Below are 17,872 nucleotides of genomic sequence, written 5' to 3' on the forward strand. Positions count from 1 at the left end.
TCAGCCCAGTGCTCGGACGATGTCCTCGACGCGGTCCTTGGCGTCGCCGAAGAGCATCTGGCTGTTCTCGCGGAAGAACAGCGGGTTCTGCACACCGGCGTAGCCCACGGCCATCGACCGCTTGAACACGATGACGTCCTTGGCGTTCCACACCTCCAGCACCGGCATGCCGGCGATGGGGGAGGTGGGGTCCTCGGATGCCGCCGGGTTGACGGTGTCGTTGGCGCCGATGACGAGCACGACGTCGGTCGAGGGGAAGTCGTCGTTGATCTCATCCATCTCGAGGACGACGTCGTAGGGCACCTTCGCCTCGGCCAGGAGCACGTTCATATGGCCGGGCAGGCGGCCGGCGACCGGGTGGATGCCGAAGCGCACGTCGACGCCCTTGGCGCGCAGCTTGGCGGTCAAGTCGGCCACCGGGTACTGCGCCTGCGCCACGGCCATGCCGTAGCCCGGCGTGATGATCACCGAGGAGGCGTTGGCGAGCAGCTCGGCAGTGGCCTCCGCGTTGATCTCGCGGTGCTCGCCGTAGTCGACGTCCGCGCTCGCGGGCGCTTCGACGCCGAAGCCGCCGGCGATCACGGAGATGAACGAGCGGTTCATCGCCTTGCACATGATGTAGCTCAGGTAGGCACCCGAGGAGCCCACGAGGGCGCCGGTGACGATGAGCAGGTCGTTGCCGAGCAGGAAGCCCGAGGCGGCCGCGGCCCAGCCTGAGTAGCTGTTGAGCATCGACACCACGACGGGCATGTCGCCGCCGCCGATCGAGGCCACGAGGTGCCAGCCGAGGAACAGCGCCAGCACCGTCAGCACCGCGAGGACGACGTCCTGGGTCGTCGAGCCCTCCTCGACCGCGATGTAGACCACCGTCAGCACGGCGAAGACCACGAGCGAGCCGAGGTTGATGATGTTCTTGCCGGGCAGCATCAGCGGCGCGGACTTGATCTTGGCCGAGAGCTTGAGGTTGGCCACGATCGAGCCGGTGAAGGTGACGGCACCGATGAAGATGCCGATCGAGACCTCGGCCTCGTGGATGTTGCGCAGGCTGGCCAGTGAGTCGTGGCTGCCCTCGATGTGGCCGTTGATGCCGATGGCCACGGCCGCGAGGCCCACGAAGGAGTGCAGCAGGGCGATCAGCTCGGGCATGCCGGTCATCTCGACGATGCGGGCGCGCCAGATGCCGATGGCGCCACCGACGACGACCGCTCCGACGAGCAGGGCGATGACCAGTCCGCGGTCGTCGAGGCCGTCGCTGGTGTCGACCGTCTTGGCGATCGTGGCGACGAGCGCCAGCGCCATGCCGACGATGCCGTAGGTGAGGCCGCTCTTGGCGGTCTCGTGCTTCGACAGGCCGGCGAGGCTGAGGATGAACAGCAGCGCGGCGACGATGTACGCCGCATTGCTCACGGAAGTGATGTCCACGGCGCTCAGGCCCCCTTGCTGAACATGGCGAGCATGCGGCGCGTCACCGCGAAGCCGCCGAAGATGTTGATGGAGGCCAGCAGGATCGCGACGGTCGACAGGCCCACGATGAGCTTGTCCTCGCTGGAGATCTGCAGCAGCGCGCCCACCACGACGACGCCGGAGATGGCGTTGGTGACCGACATCAGCGGCGTGTGCAGCGCATGCGCCACCTTGCCGATCACGTAGTAGCCGATCACCACCGAGAGCATCAGCACGGTGAAGTGCCGGCGCAGCTCCTCGGTGGGGGCGAGGGCGTTGATCAGGCCGAAGAGCGCGATCGCACCCAGCACCAGGCCGACCTTGGCGCCGGCTGAGAGCGGAGCCTTCTCCACCTTCGCCGGGGCGGCAGCGGCGGGAGCGGCGCTCGGAGCGGCCGACACCTGCACCGGCGGCGGGGGCCAGGTCGACTCGCCCTCGCGCACCACGGTGATGCCACGCTGCACGACGTCGTCGAAGTTGAGCGTGAGGACGCCGTCCTTCTCGGGCGTGAGCAGGTTGAGCAGGTTGACGATGTTGGTGCCGTAGAGCTGCGAGGTCTGCGCGGGCAGTCGGCCCGGCAGGTCGGTGTAGCCGAGGATCGTGACGCCGTTGTCGGTCACGACCTTCTGGTCGGCGACGGTGCCCGCGGCGTTGCCGCCGTTGGCCGCGGCCATGTCGACGATCACCGAGCCGCCGCGCATGGCGGCCACGGTCTCGGCGGTGAGCAGCGAGGGGGCCGGGCGGCCGGGGATCAGCGCGGTGGTGATGACGATGTCGGCCTCGCGGGCCTCGGCGTCGTACATCGCGGCCGTGGCCGCCACCTGGGCCTCGGTCATCTCCTTGGCGTAGCCGTCGGAGGAGACCTCCTGCTCCATCTCGACGTGCACGAACTGCGCGCCCATCGACTCGACCTGCTCGGCCACCTCGGGGCGCACGTCGAAGGCGCGCACGACGGCGCCCATCGACGAGGCCGCGCCGATGGCGGCGAGGCCGGCCACGCCGGCGCCCACCACGAAGACCCGCGCGGGCGGGATCTTGCCGGCGGCGGTGACCTGGCCGGTGAACATGCGACCGAACTCGTGGGCGGCCTCGACCACCGCGCGGTAGCCCGCGACGTTGGCCATCGAGGAGAGCACGTCCATCGACTGCGCGCGCGAGATGCGCGGTACGGCGTCCATGGCGAGCGCGGTGACGCCCTGGGCCTGGAGCTTCTCGACCAGCTCGGGGGAGCGGGCCGGAGCCATGATCGAGATGATCGTGGCGCCGCGGCGCAGACGGGCGATCTCGTCGTCCGTGGGGGCGTTGACCTTGACGACGACGTCGGCGGCCCACACCTCCTCGGAGCTGCCGACGCGCACACCAGCCGCGGTGAACGCCTCGTCCGGCTGGTCGGAGGCGGCACCGGCTCCGGACTCGACGACGACGTCGTAGCCGAGGTTGGTCAGTTGGGCGACGGTCTTGGCAGTCGCCGCAACCAGGGTCTCGCCCGCTTTGGACTCGCGGGGGATGCCGATCAGCACGGGGCCTCCAGGCGTAGGGTGGACACAGCCCGGTCAACCTACACAGCGGCGACCCCCGTTGGCGGGGCGTCTTATGTGACGTGTGTCTACGCCCCGCCCGAGGGGTGGACGACGATCGGCCCGGCGTCCATGTGGGGTCTCAGTGCCGCGGGTGCTCCCCGGGGAGTCCGGGGCCCGCGCCGTCGACCGGCGGGTCCTCGTGCTCGGGGCAGTCGTCGTCGCCGTCCTCGGCCCCCGGCTCGTCGTCCCCGTCGGTCGGGGTGCCGTCGCCCTCGACGGGCGCGAGGCTGAGCTCGTCGAGCACCACCGTGCCGTCGTCCAGCACGTCCTCGACGCTCAGGTCGAGCACCTCGCGGCCGGGAGTGAGGTCGGCGGCGTCGCCGTCCTCGCGGTCGCGACCGCGGCGGTGGGCGCCCTCGACCTCGATGTCGGTCTCATCGGTGACGAGGTAGTTCTCCTCGCCCGCCGAGGTGTCGAGCACGAGCGCGCCGGTGGCCTCGTCGAAGGAGGCGATGGTGCCGACGAGGTCGTCCTCGTCCTCGTCGGGGATGCCGTCGCCGTCGGTGTCGACGACGCAGACGTCCTCGACACCGTCCTCGAAGCCCTCGTCGGTGGCATCAGGCTCCTCGGCGTCGGGGTTCTCCTCCCACCAGCCGTCCCACCAGGCGTCCCAGAACTCCTCGTCCTCGTCCTCGTTGTCGCGTCCGTCGCCGTCGGAGTCCTCGCTGCCGTCGCTCACGCCGTCGCGGTCGGTGTCGGCCCGGGCGGCCGAGGTGCCGAGGTCGTTCTCGTCCTCGTCGGCCACGTCGTCGCTGTCGCGGTCGTCGTCGTCGGCGACGCACGGCTCGAGGGCGTCGTCCTCGTCCTCGTTGGCGACCCCGTCGCGGTCGGTGTCCTCGTCGCCGTCCAGGACGCGGTCGCGGTCGGTGTCGGCCGTGCGGGGCTGGGTGGCGCGGGAGCCGTCGCGGACCTCGTCGCCGTCGTCCATGCCGTCGTTGTCGGTGTCCTCGTCGCCGGGGATCGTGCGCAGGCGGTACTCCTGCAGGTTGGTGAGGCCGTCGGTGTCCTTGTCGAGCTTGGCGTCCTTGACCCGCGGGTTCAGGCCGTTGGCCTGCTCCCAGCGGTCGGGCATGCCGTCGCGGTCACGGTCGCGCGGGCGGGCGGCGTCGGCGGGGGAGGTGGCGGCGATGCTCAGCGCGAGCGACGCCCCGGCGAGGACGGCGAGTGCGCGGCGCGCGCGGGCCGCGTGGCCGGTGGGGCGAGGACGGGCAGCGGACATGGGCGGGACCTCCGTGCAGTGCGGACCCCGCCCGATCAGGGGGACGACGGCGCGTCGTCCCCCTCGCGTTCGGCGCCCGCTGCGGCGTCCTGAGGTGGAGCCCCGAATTCGGGTCGGGGTCCCCGGGGAGAGAAGGGGGGTCAGGCGCCCGCGATGCCGTAGAGCCGGTCGCCGGCGTCGCCGAGACCAGGCACGATGTAGCCCTTCTCGTTGAGCCGCTCGTCCATGGCGGCGGTGACGACCGTGACGGGCACGTCGAGGTCGGCGAGCGCCTGCTCGAGGCGATCGCAGCCCTCGGGTGCGGTGAGCAGGCAGACCGCGGTGATGTGGTCGGCACCGCGGTCGACGAGGAAGCGGATGGCGGCCGCGAGCGTGCCGCCGGTGGCGAGCATCGGGTCGAGCACGTAGCACTGGCGGCCCGACAGGTCGTCGGGCAGGCGCTCGGCGTACGTGGTGGCCTCGAGGGTCTCCTCGTTGCGCACCATGCCGAGGAAGCCGACCTCGGCGGTGGGCAGCAGGCGCATCATGCCGTCGAGCATCCCGAGTCCGGCGCGCAGGATCGGGACGACGAGCGGGCGCGGCGTGGCCAGGCGCACCCCGGTGGTCTCGGCCACCGGCGTGTGGATCGTGGTGGTCGCGACGCGGACGTCGCGCGTGGCCTCGTAGGCCAGCAGCGTCACGAGCTCGTCGGTGAGCGAGCGGAAGGTCGGCGAGTCGGTGCGCCGATCACGCAGCACGGTGAGCTTGTGGGCCACGAGCGGGTGATCGACGACGTGCGTGCGCATGGGGCGAGCCTATCGGCGTCCGAGCCTTCGGCCTCAGCGCGGCGGCGGGATCGGGTCGGCCGGCTTCGGCGGTCCGATCGTCTCGTGCTGGCGGGCGCGGACCGCGAGCTTGATCTGCTCGATGTTGTTGCGCAGCAGGTCGGAGATCAGCTCGTCCATGCGAGGGTCGCCCAGCATCTCGACCAGCACGCGCAGGGTGGTGTCGCTGACCTCGTCCACGATCGTGTCGAAACCGGGGATCTTGTTGACGATGCGCGTGGACCGGTCCTCGCGCACCTTCTCGGCCACGAGCGCCTTGAGCTCGAGGCGGTTCTCGAGGATCGCGTCGGAGATGTTCTTCGTGTAGTGGCCGGTCTGGATGACGTCCGCGACCTCGTCGAGGACGGCGATGGTGATCGGCCGCTTGACCAGCGAGATCGCCCGGTCGCGGGCCCGGTTGACCAGGCGGATGACCCACGGCGTCCGCAGGCCGCGCTGCACCAGCACCCGCGTGAGCAGTGCCGCCACAACCGACAGGACGACGGCGCCGAGCAGCACCCACAGCACGAGCTGGGAGGTGGAGACGCCGAGGATCTGGGGCAGCACGGGGCCAGTGTGCCAAGGCCCGCGGCACCGCCACGTGTCAGCGCGCCCGAGCCGGCGCCGTTACGCCCTAGCCCCCGTGCGGGGACGCATGTCACGCTGGTGCCATGCCCGCCACCTCGAGCACGGCCTCCGAGTCGGTCGACTTCGCTCTCGCCGCCTACCGCGAGGACGGCCGGTGGCAGGTCGCTGAGCTCACCCCCGACCGCGCCACCGACGTCGAGACCCTCGCCGCGGCGCTGCGCCGCTTCCCCGGCGAGGGCGGCACGCTCGGCATGGTGGCCGTCGAGGAGGACTTCTTCGTGCTGGTGCGCGTCGCCGGCCACCAGACCCGCGTGATGATCTCCGACATCACCGCGGCCACCGAGTGGGAGATCGCCGCCGACGTCGTCGAGCACCTCGGCCTCGGCCCGGTCGAGGACGACGACGACGCCGAGCCCGGCGGCGACCTCGAGCTGCTGCGCGACCTCGGGGTCGGTGCCGTCGACATCGCCGAGATCCTCGACGACGACGAGCTCTACCCCGACGAGATGCTCTCCGAGGTGGCCCGCGCCCTCGGCTTCGGCGAGATCTTCGACGACGTCGTGGGCCTCACCTCCGCGTGATCTCGGCGTGAACCCCGCGTGACCCCCGTTCCATGGGAGCCCGCCATGCGCGCGGCTCTCGACCAGGCGCGCCTGGCCCCGGCGTCCGGCGACGTGCCCATCGGCGCCGTCGTGGTGGACGACGCCGGCGCGGTGCTCGGTGTCGGCCACAACATCCGCGAGCGCGACGCCGACCCCGCCGGCCACGCCGAGGTGGTGGCGCTGCGCGCTGCCGCCGCCGCACTGGGGGAGTGGCGCCTGGCCGGCTGCACCCTCGTCGTCACCCTCGAGCCGTGCACGATGTGTGCCGGCGCCAGCGTGCTCGCGCGCGTGGACCGCGTCGTGTTCGGCGCCTTCGACGAGCGGGCGGGCGCGGTCGGGTCGCTGTGGGACGTCGTCCGCGACCGTCGCCTCAACCACCGCCCCGAGGTGGTGGGCGGCGTCCTCGCCGACGACTGCGCCGCCCTCCTCGACGCCTTCTTCGCCCAGCGCCGCTGATTCGGGGGAGTCGGCGGTCGGGATTCACCGGTTGGCCGGTGAATCTCGTGCTTGTCGACCGAAGTTTCAGCCGACAGGCACGAGTTTCAGCCGAGTAGCCGGGTCTGGCTGACCGACCAGCTGAGATTCGCCGGTTGGCCGGTGAATCTCGTGCTTGTCGACCGAAGTTTCAGCCGACAAGCACGAGTTTCAGCCGAGTAGTGGCGCCGGCCCGCACCGCGCCGCGCGGACGAGCGGCCGTAGTGTCGGCGCCATGAGCGGCGCGATCGACCTGCACCAGCACTGGTGGTCGCCGCGGCTGCGCGAGGTCCTCGGCGAGATCGGGCTCCTCCACGACGGCGTGCTGCACCTCGACGGCGAGCCGCCCTACCCGCTCGACCTCGCCGACCACGACCTCGCCGCCCGCCGTGCCCAGGACGGCGCCGACGGCATCGATGTCGTCCTCTACTCCCTCTCCAGCCCGCTCGGCCTCGAGACCCTCGAGCCGCGGCGAGCCCGCGACGTCCTCACCGCGTGGCACGCCGACGCGAGCGACCTTCCGCCGGGCACGGGCCTGTGGGCCGCGGCGGGCCTGATCGAGCCCGACCCCGCGCAGCTGGCCGAGGACCTCCGCCGGCCCGGCGTGGTCGGCCTCCAGGTGCCGGCCACGGCGCTCGCCACGCCGCAGGCACTCGAGCGCCTCGCGCCCCTGCTCGCCGTCCTCGAGGACGACGACCGCCCGCTCCTCGTGCACCCCGGCCCCGCGCGGCCGTCGCCCGCCGCCGACCTCGCCGCGCTGCCGGGCTGGTGGCCGGCGCTCACCGACTACGTCGCCCAGCAGCAGGCGGCGTGGTTCGCCTGGCGGGTGGCGGGGCGTGCCCTGCTGCCCCGGCTCCGGGTCGGGTTCGTGGCGCTCGCTGGCCTGGCGCCGCTGCTGCACGAGCGGTCGGTGCAGCGGGGCGGCCCGGCGCCGGTGGACGACGAGGGCGTGTTCTACGAGACGTCGTCCTTCGGGGCGGTCGGGGTCGGTGCGCTGCTGAACGCCGTCGGCGTCGGGGCGATCGTGCACGGCACCGACCGGCCCTACGCCGCGCCGCTCGACCTCGGCGCCACCGCACCGGAGGCAGCGGTGCGCACGCACAACGCGAGGCGATTCCTCGGTCCTGCGGCGCTGGCGCAGGTGGTCGGCGCGCCCGCGATTCTCTAGTGTTCCGATAGTCATTCGGTCACCGTCGGTCGGTGGCACCTGCCATGATGGCGCGATGTTCGCCGCTGCGGCGGAGACGACGAGCAACGAGTGAGGCCCGATGGCGATCGAGTTCGACCAGGTGTCCAAGCGCTATCCCGACGGCACCCTGGCCGTCGACGACCTCACGCTCACCGCGCCCAGCGGCGCGATCACGGTGTTCGTCGGCCCCTCCGGCTGCGGTAAGACCACGTCGCTGCGCATGATCAACCGCATGGTCGACCCCACGTCCGGGGCGATCCGCATCGACGGTGTCGACGTCACCGCCCAGCCGGCCGCACAGCTGCGCCGCCGCATCGGCTACGTCATCCAGCACGCTGGGCTCTTCCCGCACCGCACGGTCGTCGACAACGTCGCCACGGTGCCGGTGCTCGAGGGGGTCTCGCGTGCGGAGGCCCGCAAGCGCGCCTACGAGCTGCTCGAGCGGGTCGGCCTGTCCGCGGCCCTCGCCGAGCGCTACCCCGCGCAGCTCTCGGGCGGTCAGCAGCAGCGGGTGGGCGTGGCCCGGGCACTGGCCGCCGACCCGCCGGTGATGCTGATGGACGAGCCCTTCTCAGCCGTCGACCCCGTGGTGCGCGAGAGCCTCCAGGCCGAGTTCCTGCGGCTGCAGGGCGAGCTCGGCAAGACCATCGTCATGGTCACCCACGACATCGACGAGGCGATCAAGCTCGGCGACCACGTCGCCGTCTTCGCCGAGGGCGGCCGCCTCGCCCAGGTCGCCACCCCTGAGCAGCTGCTCGCCGCGCCCGCCGACGACTTCGTGGCGGGCTTCGTCGGGCGCGACCGCGGCTACCGCGGCCTCTCCTTCGCCACCGCCGCGGAGCTCTCCGTCGAGCCCGCCGGCACCGAGGTCGCCGGCCTCACCCTCGTCGTGGACGACGGCCGCCCGGTCGGCTGGCGCGACGGCACCGGCCGCGTCCTGGCCTCGGCCGGGGCGTTCACCGCCGCCGACACGCTGCGTGCCGCCGCCGACCTCGCGCTCCTCTCGCCTGCGGGCGCGGCCGTGCGCGTCGGCGCCGACGGCCGGGTCGACGGCATCGTGCGGCACGCCGCGATCGCCGAGGTGATCCGGCGCCGCCAGGTGGAGCGCATCGCCGTGGAGGGTGCGGGTGCCGACGACCGGTCCGACGTCGAGGGCTCGAGCGAGCTGGGCGAGCGGGTGAGCGGGGCATGAGTCTGCCGGGCGACATCGCCGACTACCTCTCCGTCAACGGGGAGGCCGTGCGCGACTCCCTGATCCAGCATCTGTGGCTCGCGCTCGTGCCGGTGGTGATCGCCTTCGTGCTCTCGCTGCCGCTCGGCTGGGCGGTGGTGCGCTTCGGCTGGGTCCGCCTGCCGATCCTCGCGGTGAGCAGTGTCGTCTACACGATCCCGTCGCTCGCGCTGTTCCTGCTCCTGCCGGGCCTGCTCGGCACCTCGATCCTCGACCCCCTCAACGTGGTGGTCGCCCTCACCGTCTACAGCCTGTCGCTGCTGGTGCGCTCCACCGCCGACGGCCTGGCCTCCATCGATCCCGCGGTGGTGGCCTCGGCCACCGCCATGGGCTACCGCCCGCTGCGGCGCTGGTTCGCCGTCGAGCTGCCGCTCGCGCTGCCGGTGGTGCTCGCCGGCCTGCGGGTGGCCACGGTGGCCAACGTGAGCATGGTGAGCGTGGCGGCGCTGATCGGCATCGACAGCCTCGGGCAGCTGTTCACGCGCGGCTTCCAGCTCAACTTCTACGCCGCCCCGATCGTGATCGGCCTCGTGCTCAGCGTGGTCGTGGCGTTCGTGTTCGACCTCGCCATCGTCGTCGCCCAGCGCCGGCTCACCCCGTGGACGCGGGCGGGAGCCTCGCGATGAACCTCGACTTCCTCCTCGACGGCGCCAACTGGTCGGGTCCCGACGGCTTCCCGCAGCGCATCCTCGAGCACCTCGGCTACTCGGCCGTCTCGGTGGTCATCGCCATGATCATCGCCATCCCGATCGGCCTGCTGATCGGCCACACCGGGCGCGGCGCGCTGCTGGCGATCAGCCTCGGCAACGCCGGGCGCGCGCTGCCGTCGCTAGGCGTGGTGATCCTCGCGATCGCGGTCTCGAGCGTCGGACTCGGGCCGGTGATCGCGGCGCTCGTCGTCCTCGCCGTGCCGCCGCTGCTCACCGCCACCTACGCGGGCCTGCGGGCGGTCGACCCGGCCGTGGTCGACGCCGCGCGCGGCATCGGCCTGCGCGAGAGCCAGATCGTGGCGCGCGTCGAGGTGCCGATCGCGCTGCCGGTGATCCTCGGCGGCGTGCGGTCCGCCGTGCTGCAGGTCGTGTCCACCGCCACCCTCGCCGCCTACGTCGGCCAGGGCGGGCTCGGTCGCTACCTCTTCGACGGCCTCGCGCTGCGCGACTACCCCCGCATCGTCGCGGGGGCCGTGGTGCTCGCCGTCCTCGCCGTCATCGTCGACCTGCTGCTCGCGCTCGTGCAGCGCCTCACCGTCTCGCCCGGTGTCGACGGGCGCGCCGCCCGAGCCCGCGGTCGAGGCGCCGTCGCGGCCACCGATCCCGCCACCGTGCCCGCAGCCGGCACCGACCCTGCTCCGGCCGAGACCGCCGCCTGAGCCGTCCCTCCGATCCCGTTCCCGCTCCCCTGCAGTACTCACCAACCGAGAGGTCACCCTCATGTCCCGACGCACCACCACCGCCCTCATCGGGCTCGCCACCGCCGCCGCGCTGAGCCTGAGCGCCTGCGGCTCCGACGAGGAGTCCACCCCCTTCAGCTCCGGCGGCGACACGGGCGACACCATCGTCGTCGGCTCGGCGAACTTCCCCGAGAACGAGCTGCTCATGAACATCTACGCCGGCGCGCTCGAGGCCGAGGGCGTCAAGGTCGAGACGAAGCCGAACATCGGCGCTCGCGAGATCTACCTCAAGGCCTTCGAGGACGGCGACATCGGCCTGCTGCCCGAGTACAACGGCGCGCTGCTCGCCTACCTCTCGGGTGAGGCCGGCATCCCCGAGGGCGTCAGCTCGCCCGAGCAGGTCGCTGAGGCCCTCACCAAGGTGCTGCCGGAGGGCTCCGAGGTGCTGAAGCAGTCGACGGCCGAGGACAAGGACACCCTCACCGTCACCAAGGAGACGGCCGAGAAGTTCAACCTCGCCTCGATCGAGGACCTCAAGGCCGTGGCCGGCCAGCTCGTCGCCGGCGGCGGCCCCGAGTTCAAGGAGCGCACCCAGGGCCTCGTCGGCCTCAAGTCGGTCTACGGCATCGAGTTCAAGCAGTTCAAGCCGCTGGACGCCGGCGGCCCGCTCACCATCGCCGCCCTCGGCGATGGCTCGATCGACGTCGGCAACGTCTTCTCCACCGACCCCAACATCGCGGAGAAGGGCTGGATCAGCCTCGCGGACCCGAAGAACCTCTTCACCGCCCAGAACGTCGTGCCGCTCATCAAGTCCGACCTCGTCACCGACGAGGTCACCAAGGCCCTGGACGGTGTCTCGGACGCGCTGACCACCGAGAACCTCACCGAGATGATGGCCTCCATCGTGCTCGAGAAGGCCGACCCGAAGACGGTCGCCGAAAAGTTCCTGGCCGACAACGACCTCGACTGAGGTCCCTCGGTCCAGCGAGGCCCCCGTCGCTCCGGTCCTCTCGGGTGCGACGGGGGCCTCGTCGTTCTGCTCGATCCCTGGGCGTCATTGCCCCCACGGATCGAGCAGGGCGACGCCCAAGGGCTCGAAGTGCCGTACATTCCTCGTCACCACGATCAGGTCCCGCGCGTCTGCCACTGCGGCGATCAGCGCATCGTCGTACGGTGCGTGCTCAGGGACCCGGTAACCGGCCACCACCCGAGCGGCGTCGAGGTCGAACGGAAGGACTCGACCTGCGAAGGCGGGCAGCACCCTCTCCTCGAACCATCGGCGCAGGATCAACCCTTGACTGCTGTCGTTGCGTTCCTTCGCCACGACGCCCCGCTCGATCTCGGCGACCGTCAGTGCGCAGATGTGCTGTTCGTGGAGCGGTACCGATGCCGCCCACGCCGCGACGGGTGGATGGCGATGGGGTAGCCGCAGCGCCGAGACGACATTCGTGTCGAGCAGGTAGGTCACAGCTCTTCGGAGCGTGCGGTGAGACCGAGCCGTCCGGGCTCGAAGTCGATCTCATCGCCGTCGTCGGCGGCGAGCAGGTCGACCAGGGTGGGCGGTCGCTGCTGCAGGGCGGCGGTGAGGAGGTCCCTCGCCTCCGCCTCCGCTGACCGACGGTGCTGTTCAGCGCGGGCGCGCAATGCCGCCTTGGTGCCGGGCGGCAGGTTGCGGATGAGGATCTGTTCCACGAGCACCTCCGATATCATCACAACGATATCACTGTCGTGATGCCGCTGGGGACGAAGCGGAGTGCTGCGGTGTGGGCGAGCGATCAGCGCAGGGCGGCAGCCTCCGCCGCGAGGTCGCGGATGCGGCCCCAGTCGCCCGCGGCGACGACGTCGGCGGGAGTGAGCCAGCTGCCTCCGACACAGCCGACGTTGGGCAGCGCCAGGTAGCTCGGCGCGGTGGCGGGTGTGATGCCGCCGGTGGGGCAGAAGCGCGCCTGCGGCAGCGGACCGGCCACCGACCTCAGGTACGGCGCGCCGCCGGCGGCCTCGGCCGGGACGAACTTCATCTCGCTCAGGCCGGCCTCAAGCACCGCCATCACCTCCGACACCGTCGCCGTGCCCGGCAGGAACGGCACGCCGGTGGCGAGCAGGGCGGCGAGCAGGTCGGGCGTGAGGCCCGGGGAGACGAGGAAACCGGCGCCGGCGGCGACGGCCGCCTCGGCCTGCGCCGGGGTGGTCACGGTGCCTGCTCCCAGCGCGATCTCGGGCACCTCCGCGGCGATGAGACGCAGGGCCTCGAGCGCGGCGGGGGTGCGCAGCGTCAGCTCGATCGCCGGCAGTCCGCCCTCGACGAGTGCGCGGGCGAGCGGCACGGCGGTGGCGGCGTCCTCGATGACCACGACCGGCATCACCGGCACGAGGTCGAGCACGGAGCCGGCGACGGCGCGCGAGCCGGCGGCAGGAGCGGTGGTGGTCTCAGACAAGGACGGCCTCCTCGGGCGTCGCGGCCGCGGCGGCCTGCTCAGGGGCGGGGACGCCGAACACCGACGCCCCCTCGTCGGCGGGGCCGACGCTGCGGCGGAACACCTCGAACAGCTCGCGGCCGGTGCCGGCCCACGTGCCCGGTGCGGCGGCGCCGCCGGTGGCCGCACGCGCGGCGAGGTCGACGGGCGTCTCGGGGTCGAGGGCGTCGTCGATCAGCAGCAGTCCGCGGTCGGCGTCCACGGTGATGACGTCGCCGTCGCGCACCTTGCCGAGCGGACCGCCGTGGGCGGCCTCGGGGGTGACGTGGATGGCGGCGGGCACCTTGCCCGAGGCCCCCGACATCCGTCCGTCGGTGACGATCGCGACCCGCTGGCCGCGGTCCTGCAGCACGCCGAGGGCGGGGGTGAGCTTGTGCAGCTCGGGCATGCCGTTGGCGGCCGGGCCCTGGTAGCGGATCACCGCCACCACGTCGATGCCGTCGAGCTCGCCGGCGGCGAAGGCGTCGAGGAAGTCGGCCTGGTCGTCGAAGACCCGCGCCGGCGCCCGGACGACGCGGTGCTCGGGTGCCACGGCGGAGGTCTTGACCACCCCGGTGCCCAGCGGGCCGCGCACGACCTTGAGCCCGCCGTCGGCGGTGAAGGGATCGTCGGCGGGGCGCAGCACCTCCTCGTCCAGGGTGGTGGCGGTGCCCGGGCGCCAGGTGAGCGGGCCGTCGGGGCCGTCGAGCAGCACGGGCTCCTCGGTGTAGCGGCGCAGGCCGTGGCCCGCGATCGTCTCGACGTCGTCGTGCAGCAGACCGGCGTCGAGCAGGGTGCGCACGAGGAAGCCGATGCCGCCGGCGGCGTGGAAGTGGTTCACGTCGGCCGCGCCGTTGGGGTAGATCCGCGCCAGCAGCGGCACCACGGCCGAGAGGTCGGCGAGGTCGTCCCAGGTGAGCAGGACGCCGGCCGCGCGGGCGATCGCCACCAGGTGCAGCGTGTGGTTGGTCGAGCCGCCGCTGGCCAGCAGCGCCACGCAGGCGTTGAGCACCGCGCGCTCGTCGACGATCTCGCCCACGCCAGGCGCGCCCTCGCGAGCGCGCCGGGTGGCGGTGGCCGCCGCCTCGCGGGTGAGGGCCTCGCGCAGCTCGGTGCCGGGGTTGACGAAGGACGAGCCCGGCAGGTGCAGGCCGAGCACCTCCATGAGCAGCTGGTTGCTGTTGGCGGTGCCGTAGAAGGTGCAGGTGCCGCGCGAGTGGTAGGAGGCGGCCTCGGCGGCGAGCAGCTCCTCGCGCCCGACCTTGCCCTCGGCGAAGAGCTGGCGCACGCGCGCCTTCTCCTTGTTGGGCAGACCCGACGGCATCGGCCCGGCCGGCACCCACACCGACGGCAGGTGGCCGAACGAGAGGGCGCCGATCAGCAGGCCCGGCACGATCTTGTCGCACACGCCGAGCAGGAGCGCGCCGTCGAACATGTCGTGCGAGAGGGCGATCGCGGTGGCCATGGCGATCACGTCACGGCTGTAGAGGCTCAGCTCCATGCCGTCGCGTCCCTGGGTGACGCCGTCGCACATCGCCGGCACGCCGCCGGCCACCTGGGCCAGACCGCCGGCACGGATGACCGCCCGCTTGAGCACCGGCGGGTACTCGCCGTAGGGCTGGTGGGCCGAGAGCATGTCGTTGTAGCTCGTGACGATCGCGAGGTTCGGCTTGGCACCGACGCTCTGGCGCGCCAGCTCCGGCTTCTCCTCGGGCTCGGCGGCCGCGAAGCCGTGCGCGAGGTTCGCGCACGCCAGGCGACCGCGCGCCGGGCCGGCCACCCGTGCGGCGCGCAGCCGCTCGAGGTAGGCGGCTCGGGTGGCCGCGCTGCGGCGCACCAGCCGCTCGGTCACCTCGGCGAGCACGGGGTGCAGCGCCGCGTCGTCCTCACCCGGCCGGTCGGACGACGTCACCGGCCGGGCTCGATCCAGGAGCGACCCTCGCGGCCGAGCAGCGTGCGCGCGCTCGCCGGGCCGTCGGTGCCGGGGTGGTAGCGCACCGGCTCGATGCCGACCTCGTCCCACCGGGCCAGGATCGGCTCGACCCAGCCCCAGGCCGCTTCGACCTCGTCCCGCCGCATGAACAGCGTCGGGATGCCGCGCATGACGTCGAGCAGCAGGCGCTCGTAGGCGTCGGGGCAGCGCTCGTCGAAGGCGGTGGCGTAGCTGAGGTCGAGCGAGGCGGGGTGCAGCCGGATGCCGCCCGGCCCGGGGTGCTTGGTCGTGAGGTGCAGCTGCATGCCCTCGTCGGGCTGCATGCGCAGCGTGAGGCGGTTGGGCGTGCTGGTGCCGTGCGCGGCGGGGAACATGCCGTGCGGCGGCTCCTTGAACACCACCTCGATCGTCGAGGTCTGCGCGGCCATCCGCTTGCCCGTGCGCAGGTAGAACGGCACGCCGGCCCAGCGCCAGTTCTGCACCTCGGCGCGCAGCGCCACGTAGGTCTCGGTGGTGCTGGGGTGACCGAGCTCGGTGCCGTACGACACGTACTGTCCGCGCACGGTGTCGCGGTCGACGTCCACGCCCTTCAGCGGGCGCAGGGCGCGCAGCACCTTGAGCTTCTCGTCGCGCACCGAGTCGTGGGCGTCGCCGCCGACGTAGGTGGGCGGCTCCATCGCCACGAGGCACAGCATCTGCAGCAGGTGGTTCTGCACCATGTCGCGCAGGGCGCCGGAGCGGTCGTAGTAGTCGCCGCGCTTCTCGACGCCGAGGGTCTCGGCCACCGTGATCTGCACGTGGTCGACCCAGCGGGAGTTCCAGATCGGCTCGAGGAAGGTGTTGGCGAACCGCGTGACCAGCAGGTTCTGCACGCTCTCCTTGCCGAGGTAGTGGTCGATGCGGAAGATCTGGCTCTCCGCGAACACCCGACCGACCGCGTCGTTGACGACGCGCGAGGAGGCGAGGTCGGACCCGATCGGCTTCTCCAGCACCACGCGGCTGCGCTCGGAGACGACGCCGAGGTCCTCGAGGCGGTCGCAGATCGGGCCGAACAGGTCGGAGTGCACCGCGAGGTAGAACACGGTCGTGCGCGGCTCCTCGCGACCGTCGGCGCCCTCCTTGATGAGGTGGTGCAGGCGGTGCCAGCCCTCGCCGGTGGTGGCGTCGAGCTCGAGGTGGTGCAGGCGGCTCACCAGGCGGTGGACGGCGCCCGCCTCGAGGTGGTCGGGAGCGACGTGCTCGAAGAGCGCGTGGCTGACCAGCTCGCGGTAGCCCTCGTCGTCCAGGGGAGAGCGGGAGACGCCGATGATGCGCGTGTCGGGGTGCAGGTTGCGGTCGCGCTCGCGCTGGTAGAGGCCGGGCAGCAGCTTGCGGAGCGCGAGGTCGCCGGTGGCGCCGAAGACGGTGAAGTCGCAGGCGGGGAGTGCGAGATCGGCGGTCGGCTCGACGCTGAGCGAGGTCGGAACGTTCTCGGTGGTGACGGTCACAGGTCCACCGTAATGCCGAAGAGTGTCTGACAGAAGCCCTACTTATGACTTTTTCGGATCGAAGTAGGGACGGATAGGCCTGGCGGATGGCCTACCATCGGCGCATGGCGGAGACGGTGGCGGAGATTCCGGGACTCGAGGGGCCGGCCTCGGGCGGGTCACGGGCCGGCGAGCGGGCCGGCGAACGGGTGAGTGATCGACCGCGCGAGTCGACCACTCCCGGCGACCTGCTGGCCCTCATCCGCAGTGGCCACGCTGCGACGCGCTCCGACCTGCGGGTGCTTACCGGACTCTCGCGCACCGCGGTGGTCAGCCGCGTCAACGTGTTGGTCGATGCGGGCCTGCTGCGCCCCGGCATCGAGCTGGCCTCCACCGGCGGTCGGCCGCCGGGGAGCCTGGTGTTCAACACCCGGGCGGGCATCGTCCTCGCCGCCGCGGTCGGCCGCTCGCGCTCGCAGGTGGCGGTCTTCGACCTCGCCGGCGACGAGCTCGCCTCCTCGGCCCTCGACCACGAGGTCGGCGCCGGCCCCGACGAGGTGATGCCGATCGTCGCGCGCCAGCTCGCTCGGCTGCTCGCCGACCTCACGGGGGACGACGCTCCCCTCGGCGCCGTGCCCCCGCCGGTACTCGGCGTCGGGCTCTCCCTTCCGGGCGTCGTGGACGACGAGCGGGGCGTCAGCGTCGACACCCCCGTCATGGCCGGCTGGGACGGCGTGCTCCTCGCCCCCTACCTCGCCGAGGTCACCGCGGCGCCCCTGTTCGTCGCCAACGACGCCGACACCCTCGCCCGCTCGGAGTACCTCGGCCACGCCCGCGAGATCCCCGACCTCATCGTGCTCAAGGCCTCCACCGGCATCGGACTCGGCCTGCTCGCCGACGGCCGCATCGTCACCGGCGCCCGCGGTGGCGCCGGCGATCTCGGCCACACCAAGGTGCCCGAGGCCGCCGGTCGCCCCTGCCGCTGCGGCGACGTCGGCTGCCTGGAGACCATCGCCGCCGGCTGGTCGCTCGTGGCGCGGCTGCGCGAGCAGGGCCGCGACGTCGGCCACATCCGCGACCTCGTCGCCCTCGCGCTCGGTGGCGACGCGGAGGCCAAGCAACTGCTGCGCGAGAGCGGGCGGCAGGTCGGCGAGCTGCTCGCCGTGGCCATCAACCTGCTCAACCCGGCGGCCGTCGTCCTCGGGGGCGACATGGCCGGCGCCTACGACGTTTTCGCCGCCGGCGTGCGCGAAGCCGTCTACTCCCGCGCCTCGGCCCTCGCCACCCGCGAGCTCAGCTTCCTGCCCTCCACCTTCGGCGACCGCGCCGGCCTCGTCGGCTGCGCGGCGCTGGCCCTCGACGCCGTCCTCAGTCCCGCCGCCGTCGACGCCCGCCTCGCGTCGTCCGCGCGGTAGGCGCGGGCGCCCCTCCCGCTCTCTCCCTCTCTCGCCGCGCCGGCGTCCACGCCGGGCTCCTGGGTCGGGGGGTTGGGGGGGGGGGG

At 72.6% G+C, this 17,872-nt stretch carries 18 protein-coding genes; 8 read left to right on the top strand and 10 right to left on the bottom strand.

Translation table 11 applies throughout. The features are described 5' to 3' along the window. The 5 genes from pntB to ACERUN_RS16910 all read right to left on the bottom strand — a co-directional run bounded on the left by pntB (window position 1) and on the right by ACERUN_RS16910 (window position 5,612). On the bottom strand, window positions 1–1,431 hold the full coding sequence (gene pntB / locus ACERUN_RS16890) for a Re/Si-specific NAD(P)(+) transhydrogenase subunit beta (protein ID WP_370291223.1): 1,431 nt from the start codon (window positions 1,429–1,431) through the stop codon (window positions 1–3). Beyond that, window positions 1,428–2,963, bottom strand: a complete 1,536-nt coding sequence (locus tag ACERUN_RS16895; protein WP_370291205.1) for a Re/Si-specific NAD(P)(+) transhydrogenase subunit alpha — start codon at window positions 2,961–2,963, stop codon at window positions 1,428–1,430. The genes pntB and ACERUN_RS16895 overlap by 4 nt, the downstream gene beginning before the upstream one ends. A 139-nt stretch (window positions 2,964–3,102) precedes the next feature. After that, window positions 3,103–4,242 carry a hypothetical protein gene (locus tag ACERUN_RS16900; protein ID WP_370291206.1) on the bottom strand — a complete coding sequence of 380 codons (1,140 nt, stop codon included), beginning with the start codon at window positions 4,240–4,242 and terminating at the stop codon, window positions 3,103–3,105. 140 nt (window positions 4,243–4,382) lie between these two features. Beyond that, complete coding sequence (gene upp, locus ACERUN_RS16905) at window positions 4,383–5,027, bottom strand: uracil phosphoribosyltransferase (RefSeq protein ID WP_370291207.1); 645 nt, start codon at window positions 5,025–5,027, stop codon at window positions 4,383–4,385. A 33-nt stretch (window positions 5,028–5,060) separates the two neighbouring features. Further along, a complete protein-coding gene (locus ACERUN_RS16910) occupies window positions 5,061–5,612 on the bottom strand; it encodes a hypothetical protein (protein WP_370291208.1) in 552 nt (183 codons plus the stop codon). 104 nt (window positions 5,613–5,716) lie between these two features. On the opposite strand from ACERUN_RS16910, the gene ACERUN_RS16915 reads away from it, so the two are divergent. The 7 genes from ACERUN_RS16915 to ACERUN_RS16945 all read left to right on the top strand — a co-directional run bounded on the left by ACERUN_RS16915 (window position 5,717) and on the right by ACERUN_RS16945 (window position 11,489). After that, entirely contained in the window at window positions 5,717–6,214 is a 498-nt protein-coding gene (locus ACERUN_RS16915) for a tRNA adenosine deaminase-associated protein (protein ID WP_370291209.1), read from the top strand. Window positions 6,215–6,259: 45 nt separating this feature from the next. Further along, the gene (tadA, locus tag ACERUN_RS16920) at window positions 6,260–6,691 is read left to right on the top strand and encodes a tRNA adenosine(34) deaminase TadA (RefSeq protein ID WP_370291210.1); all 432 of its coding nucleotides are present in this window, start codon (window positions 6,260–6,262) and stop codon (window positions 6,689–6,691) included. Window positions 6,692–6,944: 253 nt separating this feature from the next. Beyond that, entirely contained in the window at window positions 6,945–7,877 is a 933-nt protein-coding gene (locus ACERUN_RS16925) for an amidohydrolase (protein ID WP_370291211.1), read from the top strand. Between the two features lie 100 nt (window positions 7,878–7,977). Beyond that, entirely contained in the window at window positions 7,978–9,090 is a 1,113-nt protein-coding gene (locus tag ACERUN_RS16930) for an ABC transporter ATP-binding protein (protein WP_370291212.1), read from the top strand. After that, entirely contained in the window at window positions 9,087–9,755 is a 669-nt protein-coding gene (locus tag ACERUN_RS16935; RefSeq protein WP_370291213.1) for an ABC transporter permease, read from the top strand. Before ACERUN_RS16930 ends, ACERUN_RS16935 begins: the two co-directional genes overlap by 4 nt. Next, a complete protein-coding gene (locus ACERUN_RS16940; protein WP_370291214.1) occupies window positions 9,752–10,498 on the top strand; it encodes an ABC transporter permease in 747 nt (248 codons plus the stop codon). Before ACERUN_RS16935 ends, ACERUN_RS16940 begins: the two co-directional genes overlap by 4 nt. Window positions 10,499–10,559: 61 nt before the next feature. Next, a complete protein-coding gene (locus tag ACERUN_RS16945; RefSeq protein WP_370291215.1) occupies window positions 10,560–11,489 on the top strand; it encodes an ABC transporter substrate-binding protein in 930 nt (309 codons plus the stop codon). Between the two features lie 84 nt (window positions 11,490–11,573). Here ACERUN_RS16945 and ACERUN_RS16950 read toward each other — a convergent pair whose 3' ends face one another. From ACERUN_RS16950 to zwf, 5 genes are all read right to left on the bottom strand, one after another. Continuing rightward, window positions 11,574–11,987 carry a type II toxin-antitoxin system VapC family toxin gene (locus tag ACERUN_RS16950; RefSeq protein WP_370291216.1) on the bottom strand — a complete coding sequence of 138 codons (414 nt, stop codon included), beginning with the start codon at window positions 11,985–11,987 and terminating at the stop codon, window positions 11,574–11,576. Then, the gene (locus ACERUN_RS16955; protein WP_370291218.1) at window positions 11,984–12,211 is read right to left on the bottom strand and encodes a plasmid stabilization protein; all 228 of its coding nucleotides are present in this window, start codon (window positions 12,209–12,211) and stop codon (window positions 11,984–11,986) included. Before ACERUN_RS16955 ends, ACERUN_RS16950 begins: the two co-directional genes overlap by 4 nt. Before the next feature lie 83 nt (window positions 12,212–12,294). Further along, window positions 12,295–12,954 (bottom strand): bifunctional 4-hydroxy-2-oxoglutarate aldolase/2-dehydro-3-deoxy-phosphogluconate aldolase, encoded by a 660-nt coding sequence (gene eda, locus ACERUN_RS16960; RefSeq protein ID WP_370291219.1) that lies wholly within the window; start codon window positions 12,952–12,954, stop codon window positions 12,295–12,297. Then, window positions 12,947–14,845, bottom strand: a complete 1,899-nt coding sequence (gene edd, locus ACERUN_RS16965) for a phosphogluconate dehydratase (RefSeq protein ID WP_370291224.1) — start codon at window positions 14,843–14,845, stop codon at window positions 12,947–12,949. Before edd ends, eda begins: the two co-directional genes overlap by 8 nt. A 35-nt stretch (window positions 14,846–14,880) precedes the next feature. Continuing rightward, entirely contained in the window at window positions 14,881–16,392 is a 1,512-nt protein-coding gene (gene zwf, locus ACERUN_RS16970) for a glucose-6-phosphate dehydrogenase (protein ID WP_370291220.1), read from the bottom strand. Window positions 16,393–16,496: 104 nt separating this feature from the next. Between zwf and ACERUN_RS16975 the strand changes: the two genes are divergently transcribed. Next, window positions 16,497–17,786, top strand: coding sequence for an ROK family protein (locus ACERUN_RS16975; protein WP_370291221.1), 1,290 nt, complete (start codon window positions 16,497–16,499; stop codon window positions 17,784–17,786). Window positions 17,787–17,872 lie beyond the last annotated feature (86 nt).

It is taken from the genome of Nocardioides sp., from assembly GCF_964229035.1.
Lineage (GTDB): Bacteria > Actinomycetota > Actinomycetes > Propionibacteriales > Nocardioidaceae > Nocardioides.

Coding starts and splice junctions, on each gene's coding strand:
- ACERUN_RS16925 (WP_370291211.1), top strand. CDS start 6,945: ATGAGCGGCGCGATCGACCTGCACCAGCACTGGTGGTCGCCGCGGCTG.
- tadA (WP_370291210.1), top strand. CDS start 6,260: ATGCGCGCGGCTCTCGACCAGGCGCGCCTGGCCCCGGCGTCCGGCGAC.
- ACERUN_RS16900 (WP_370291206.1), bottom strand. CDS start 4,242: ATGTCCGCTGCCCGTCCTCGCCCCACCGGCCACGCGGCCCGCGCGCGC.
- ACERUN_RS16945 (WP_370291215.1), top strand. CDS start 10,560: ATGTCCCGACGCACCACCACCGCCCTCATCGGGCTCGCCACCGCCGCC.
- upp (WP_370291207.1), bottom strand. CDS start 5,027: ATGCGCACGCACGTCGTCGATCACCCGCTCGTGGCCCACAAGCTCACC.
- ACERUN_RS16935 (WP_370291213.1), top strand. CDS start 9,087: ATGAGTCTGCCGGGCGACATCGCCGACTACCTCTCCGTCAACGGGGAG.
- ACERUN_RS16930 (WP_370291212.1), top strand. CDS start 7,978: ATGGCGATCGAGTTCGACCAGGTGTCCAAGCGCTATCCCGACGGCACC.
- ACERUN_RS16940 (WP_370291214.1), top strand. CDS start 9,752: ATGAACCTCGACTTCCTCCTCGACGGCGCCAACTGGTCGGGTCCCGAC.
- ACERUN_RS16915 (WP_370291209.1), top strand. CDS start 5,717: ATGCCCGCCACCTCGAGCACGGCCTCCGAGTCGGTCGACTTCGCTCTC.
- ACERUN_RS16975 (WP_370291221.1), top strand. CDS start 16,497: ATGGCGGAGACGGTGGCGGAGATTCCGGGACTCGAGGGGCCGGCCTCG.